Here is a 5370-nt window from a genome sequence, read left to right as displayed (position 1 = left end):
CTGATCGGTGTGTGGTTGTTCTTTGAGAACTCAACAGGGTGCTTGAAAAGCCAGTGCCAATTATGATTTATACCCCGGACTGGCAGTCCTTTGGGATTGTTGGTTGGGATTCCTTTGGCAACATTGTTTGTTGTCAGGATGATTGTTCAACAAGTTTTTGTTGGAGAGTTTGATCCTGGCTCAGGACGAACGCTGGCGGCGTGCTTAACACATGCAAGTCGAGCGGAAAGGCCCTTCGGGGTACTCGAGCGGCGAACGGGTGAGTAACACGTGAGTAACCTGCCCTAGGCTTTGGGATAACCCTCGGAAACGGGGGCTAATACCGAATATGACCTGGCCTCGCATGGGGTTGGGTGGAAAGTTTTTCGGCCTGGGATGGACTCGCGGCCTATCAGCTTGTTGGTGGGGTAATGGCCCACCAAGGCGACGACGGGTAGCCGGCCTGAGAGGGCGACCGGCCACACTGGGACTGAGACACGGCCCAGACTCCTACGGGAGGCAGCAGTGGGGAATATTGCACAATGGGCGGAAGCCTGATGCAGCGACGCCGCGTGAGGGATGACGGCCTTCGGGTTGTAAACCTCTTTCAGCAGGGACGAAGCGAGAGTGACGGTACCTGCAGAAGAAGCACCGGCCAACTACGTGCCAGCAGCCGCGGTAAGACGTAGGGTGCGAGCGTTGTCCGGATTTATTGGGCGTAAAGAGCTCGTAGGCGGCTTGTCGCGTCGACCGTGAAAACTTGGGGCTCAACCCCAAGCCTGCGGTCGATACGGGCAGGCTAGAGTTCGGTAGGGGAGACTGGAATTCCTGGTGTAGCGGTGAAATGCGCAGATATCAGGAGGAACACCGGTGGCGAAGGCGGGTCTCTGGGCCGATACTGACGCTGAGGAGCGAAAGCGTGGGGAGCGAACAGGATTAGATACCCTGGTAGTCCACGCTGTAAACGTTGGGCGCTAGGTGTGGGGGACCTCTCCGGTTTCCTGTGCCGCAGCTAACGCATTAAGCGCCCCGCCTGGGGAGTACGGCCGCAAGGCTAAAACTCAAAGGAATTGACGGGGGCCCGCACAAGCGGCGGAGCATGCGGATTAATTCGATGCAACGCGAAGAACCTTACCTGGGTTTGACATGGCCGCAAAACTCGCAGAGATGTGAGGTCCTTCGGGGGCGGTCACAGGTGGTGCATGGCTGTCGTCAGCTCGTGTCGTGAGATGTTGGGTTAAGTCCCGCAACGAGCGCAACCCTCGTTCGATGTTGCCAGCGCGTTATGGCGGGGACTCATCGAAGACTGCCGGGGTCAACTCGGAGGAAGGTGGGGATGACGTCAAGTCATCATGCCCCTTATGTCCAGGGCTTCACGCATGCTACAATGGCCGGTACAATGGGCTGCGATACCGCGAGGTGGAGCGAATCCCAAAAAGCCGGTCTCAGTTCGGATCGGGGTCTGCAACTCGACCCCGTGAAGTCGGAGTCGCTAGTAATCGCAGATCAGCAACGCTGCGGTGAATACGTTCCCGGGCCTTGTACACACCGCCCGTCACGTCACGAAAGTCGGCAACACCCGAAGCCGGTGGCCCAACCCTTGTGGAGGGAGCCGTCGAAGGTGGGGCTGGCGATTGGGACGAAGTCGTAACAAGGTAGCCGTACCGGAAGGTGCGGCTGGATCACCTCCTTTCTAAGGAGCACCTTCACCTGAAAGGGTGCAAGGAGCCCGCGCTGCCCGACTGTGGTGGCGGGGTGCTCGAATGGCGGAGACACTGGTTAGTTTTCCTCCGGCAACGGCCGGGATGCCTAGTACAGCTGCCTTTATTGGTGGTGGGAACGGTTTTTCCTGGTGCGGCTGGGTGGGGATGATGAGCACCCTGTTGGGTCCTGAAGGAACAACCGTTGGTTGTTTTTTCGGTGACGTGCCGGGCCCTTTCGGGGGTCTGGATGTCTGCCAGGCATGACTTGGCTCCATATACCGCCGGCGGTTGTCGGGTTCTGGTGTGGGGTGGATCGGGTTGTGGGTTGGTCGTTTGTTGAGAATTGCACAGTGGACGCGAGCATCTTTGTGGTCAAGTTGTCAAGGGCGAACGGTGAATGCCTTGGCACCAGGAGCCGATGAAGGACGTGGGAGGCCGCGATAGGCCTGGGGGAGCTGTCAACCAAGCTGTGATCCCAGGGTGTCCGAATGGGGAAACCTGGCACCAGTCATGTGGTGTCACCCACACCTGAACACATAGGGTGTGTGGAGGGAACGCGGGGAAGTGAAACATCTCAGTACCCGTAGGAAGAGAAAACAATTTAGTGATTCCGTGAGTAGTGGCGAGCGAAAGCGGATCGAGGCTAAACCGGCTGCGTGTGATACCTGTCAGGGGTTGCGTGGTCGGGGTTGTGGGACCCTGCTGAACAAGCTGACACTTGTTCGAGAAGTTACAAAGTCAGTGGCTAGTCGAACAGTCTGGAATGGCTGACCGTAGACGGTGAAAGTCCGGTAGGTGAAAGTTGCTGACCTTCTGTGGGTGTTCCCGAGTAGCGGCGGACCCCTGAAATCTGCCGTGAATCTGCCAGGACCACCTGGTAAGCCTAAATACTTCCTGGTGACCGATAGCGGACAAGTACCGTGAGGGAATGGTGAAAAGTACCCCGGGAGGGGAGTGAAATAGTACCTGAAACCGTTCGCCTACAATCCGTCGGAGCCTTGCGGGGTGACGGCGTGCCTTTTGAAGAATGAGCCTGCGAGTTAGTGGCATGTGGCGAGGTTAACCCGTGTGGGGGAGCCGTAGCGAAAGCGAGTCTGAATAGGGCGATTCAGTCGCGTGTCCTAGACCCGAAGCGGAGTGATCTAGCCATGGGCAGGCTGAAGCGCGGGTAAGACCGCGTGGAGGGCCGAACCCACCAATGTTGAAAAATTGGGGGATGACCTGTGGTTAGGGGTGAAAGGCCAATCAAACTCCGTGATAGCTGGTTCTCCCCGAAATGCATTTAGGTGCAGCGTCGCGTGTTTCTTGCCGGAGGTAGAGCACTGGATGGTCTAGGGGGCCCACAAGCTTACCGAAATCAGCCAAACTCCGAATGCCGGTAAGTGAGAGCGCGGCAGTGAGACTGCGGGGGATAAGCTTCGTAGTCGAGAGGGAAACAGCCCAGATCACCAGCTAAGGCCCCTAAGCGTGTGCTAAGTGGAAAAGGATGTGGGGTCGCATAGACAACCAGGAGGTTGGCTTAGAAGCAGCCACCCTTTAAAGAGTGCGTAATAGCTCACTGGTCAAGTGGTTCCGCGCCGACAATGTAGCGGGGCTCAAGCACACCGCCGAAGCTGTGGCATTCACATTTTATCCTCGCTTGGACTTGATTCCTTGTGCAGGTGTGTGGATGGGTAGGGGAGCGTCGTGCCGCGAGTGAAGCAGCGGGGTGACCCAGTTGTGGACGCGGCACGAGTGAGAATGCAGGCATGAGTAGCGAAAGAAGGGTGAGAAACCCTTCCGCCGGATGACCAAGGGTTCCAGGGCCAGGCTAATCCGCCCTGGGTGAGTCGGGACCTAAGGCGAGGCCGAGAGGCGTAGTCGATGGACAACGGGTTGATATTCCCGTACCCGCGAAAGAGCGTCCCTGATGAACCTCGTTGTGCTAACCACCCGAACTTGGTGAGGTCTTCGGACTGAGCTGAGGGAGCGTGGGAACCTGGCGGGTAGTAGTCAAGCGATGGGGTGACGCAGGAAGGTAGCTGAGCCCGGCCGGTGGTTGTGCCGGGGTAAGCGTGTAGGCCGTGTCGTAGGCAAATCCGCGACACATGAAGGCTGAGACGTGATGCCGAGCCGATTCAGGTGAAGTCAGTGATCCTATGCTGCCGAGAAAAGCCTCTAGCGAGTTCTTAGCGGCCCGTACCCCAAACCGACACAGGTGGTCAGGTAGAGAATACCGAGGCGATCGGGCGAACTGTGGTTAAGGAACTCGGCAAATTGCCCCCGTAACTTAGGGAGAAGGGGGGCCGGAGACGTGAAGCCCCGCGCGGGTGGAGCGTTGTATGGCCGCAGAGAGCAGGGGGAAGCGACTGTTTACTAAAAACACAGGTCCATGCGAAGAAGTAATTCGATGTATATGGACTGACGCCTGCCCGGTGCTGGAACGTTAAGGGGACCTGTTAGCTCTTCGGGGCGAAGCGGAGAACTTAAGCGCCAGTAAACGGCGGTGGTAACTATAACCATCCTAAGGTAGCGAAATTCCTTGTCGGGTAAGTTCCGACCTGCACGAATGGCGTAACGACTTCCCCACTGTCTCAACCACAGGCCCGGCGAAATTGCAGTACGAGTAAAGATGCTCGTTACGCGCGGCAGGACGGAAAGACCCCGGGACCTTTACTATAGCTTGACATTGGTACTCGAATTAGCTTGTGTAGGATAGGTGGGAGCCGGTGAAGTCCATACGCCAGTATGGGTGGAGGCAATCTTGAAATACCACTCTGGTTGATTTGGGTATCTAACTTCGGACCGTTATCCGGTTCAGGGACAGTGTCTGGTGGGTAGTTTAACTGGGGCGGTTGCCTCCTAAAAGGTAACGGAGGCGCCCAAAGGTTCCCTCATCCTGGTTGGCAATCAGGTGTTGAGTGCAAGTACACAAGGGAGCTTGACTGTGAGACTGACAGGTCGAGCAGGGACGAAAGTCGGGACTAGTGATCCGGCACTTGCGAGTGGAAGCGGTGTCGCTCAACGGATAAAAGGTACCCCGGGGATAACAGGCTGATCTTCCCCAAGAGTCCATATCGACGGGATGGTTTGGCACCTCGATGTCGGCTCGTCGCATCCTGGGGCTGTAGCAGGTCCCAAGGGTTGGGCTGTTCGCCCATTAAAGCGGTACGCGAGCTGGGTTTAGAACGTCGTGAGACAGTTCGGTCCCTATCCGCCGTGCGCGTAGGATACTTGAGAAGGGCTGTCCCTAGTACGAGAGGACCGGGACGGACGAACCTCTGGTGTGCCAGTTGTCCTGCCAAGGGCACGGCTGGTTAGCTACGTTCGGAAGGGATAACCGCTGAAAGCATCTAAGCGGGAAGCCTGCTTCAAGATGAGGTATCCCACCCACCTTGGTGGGGTAAGGCCCCCAGCTAGACGACTGGGTTGATAGGCCGGAAATGTAAGCCCGGTAACGGGTTCAGTTGACCGGTACTAATAGGCCGAGGACTTGACTACTAAGCTGCTACGCGTCCACTGTGCAACTCTAGACAAACGAACAACAAACCCTCTTGTGTGTGGTGTTGTTTGATATGTCTATAGAGTTACGGCGGTCATGGCGGAGGGGAAACGCCCGGTCACATTCCGAACCCGGAAGCTAAGCCCTCCAGCGCCGATGGTACTGCACTCGTGAGGGTGTGGGAGAGTAGGACACCGCCGGACAATC

The 5370-nt window shown here is 57.2% G+C and carries 3 rRNA genes; all 3 read left to right on the top strand.

Annotated elements, in window-relative coordinates:
- Positions 1 to 157: 157 nt before the first annotated feature.
- Positions 158 to 1672: ribosomal RNA gene (locus V6V47_RS32560) — 16S ribosomal RNA — on the top strand.
- A gap of 380 nt (positions 1673 to 2052) precedes the next feature.
- Positions 2053 to 5162: ribosomal RNA gene (locus tag V6V47_RS32555) — 23S ribosomal RNA — on the top strand.
- Positions 5163 to 5249: 87 nt separating this feature from the next.
- Positions 5250 to 5366: ribosomal RNA gene (gene rrf / locus V6V47_RS32550) — 5S ribosomal RNA — on the top strand.
- The 16S, 23S and 5S rRNA genes sit together here, the layout of an rRNA operon.
- Positions 5367 to 5370: the final 4 nt, after the last annotated feature.

It is taken from the genome of Micromonospora sp. CPCC 205539, from assembly GCF_036906815.1.
GTDB lineage: Bacteria > Actinomycetota > Actinomycetes > Mycobacteriales > Micromonosporaceae > Micromonospora.
This window is presented reverse-complemented; position numbering and strand designations above follow the sequence as displayed.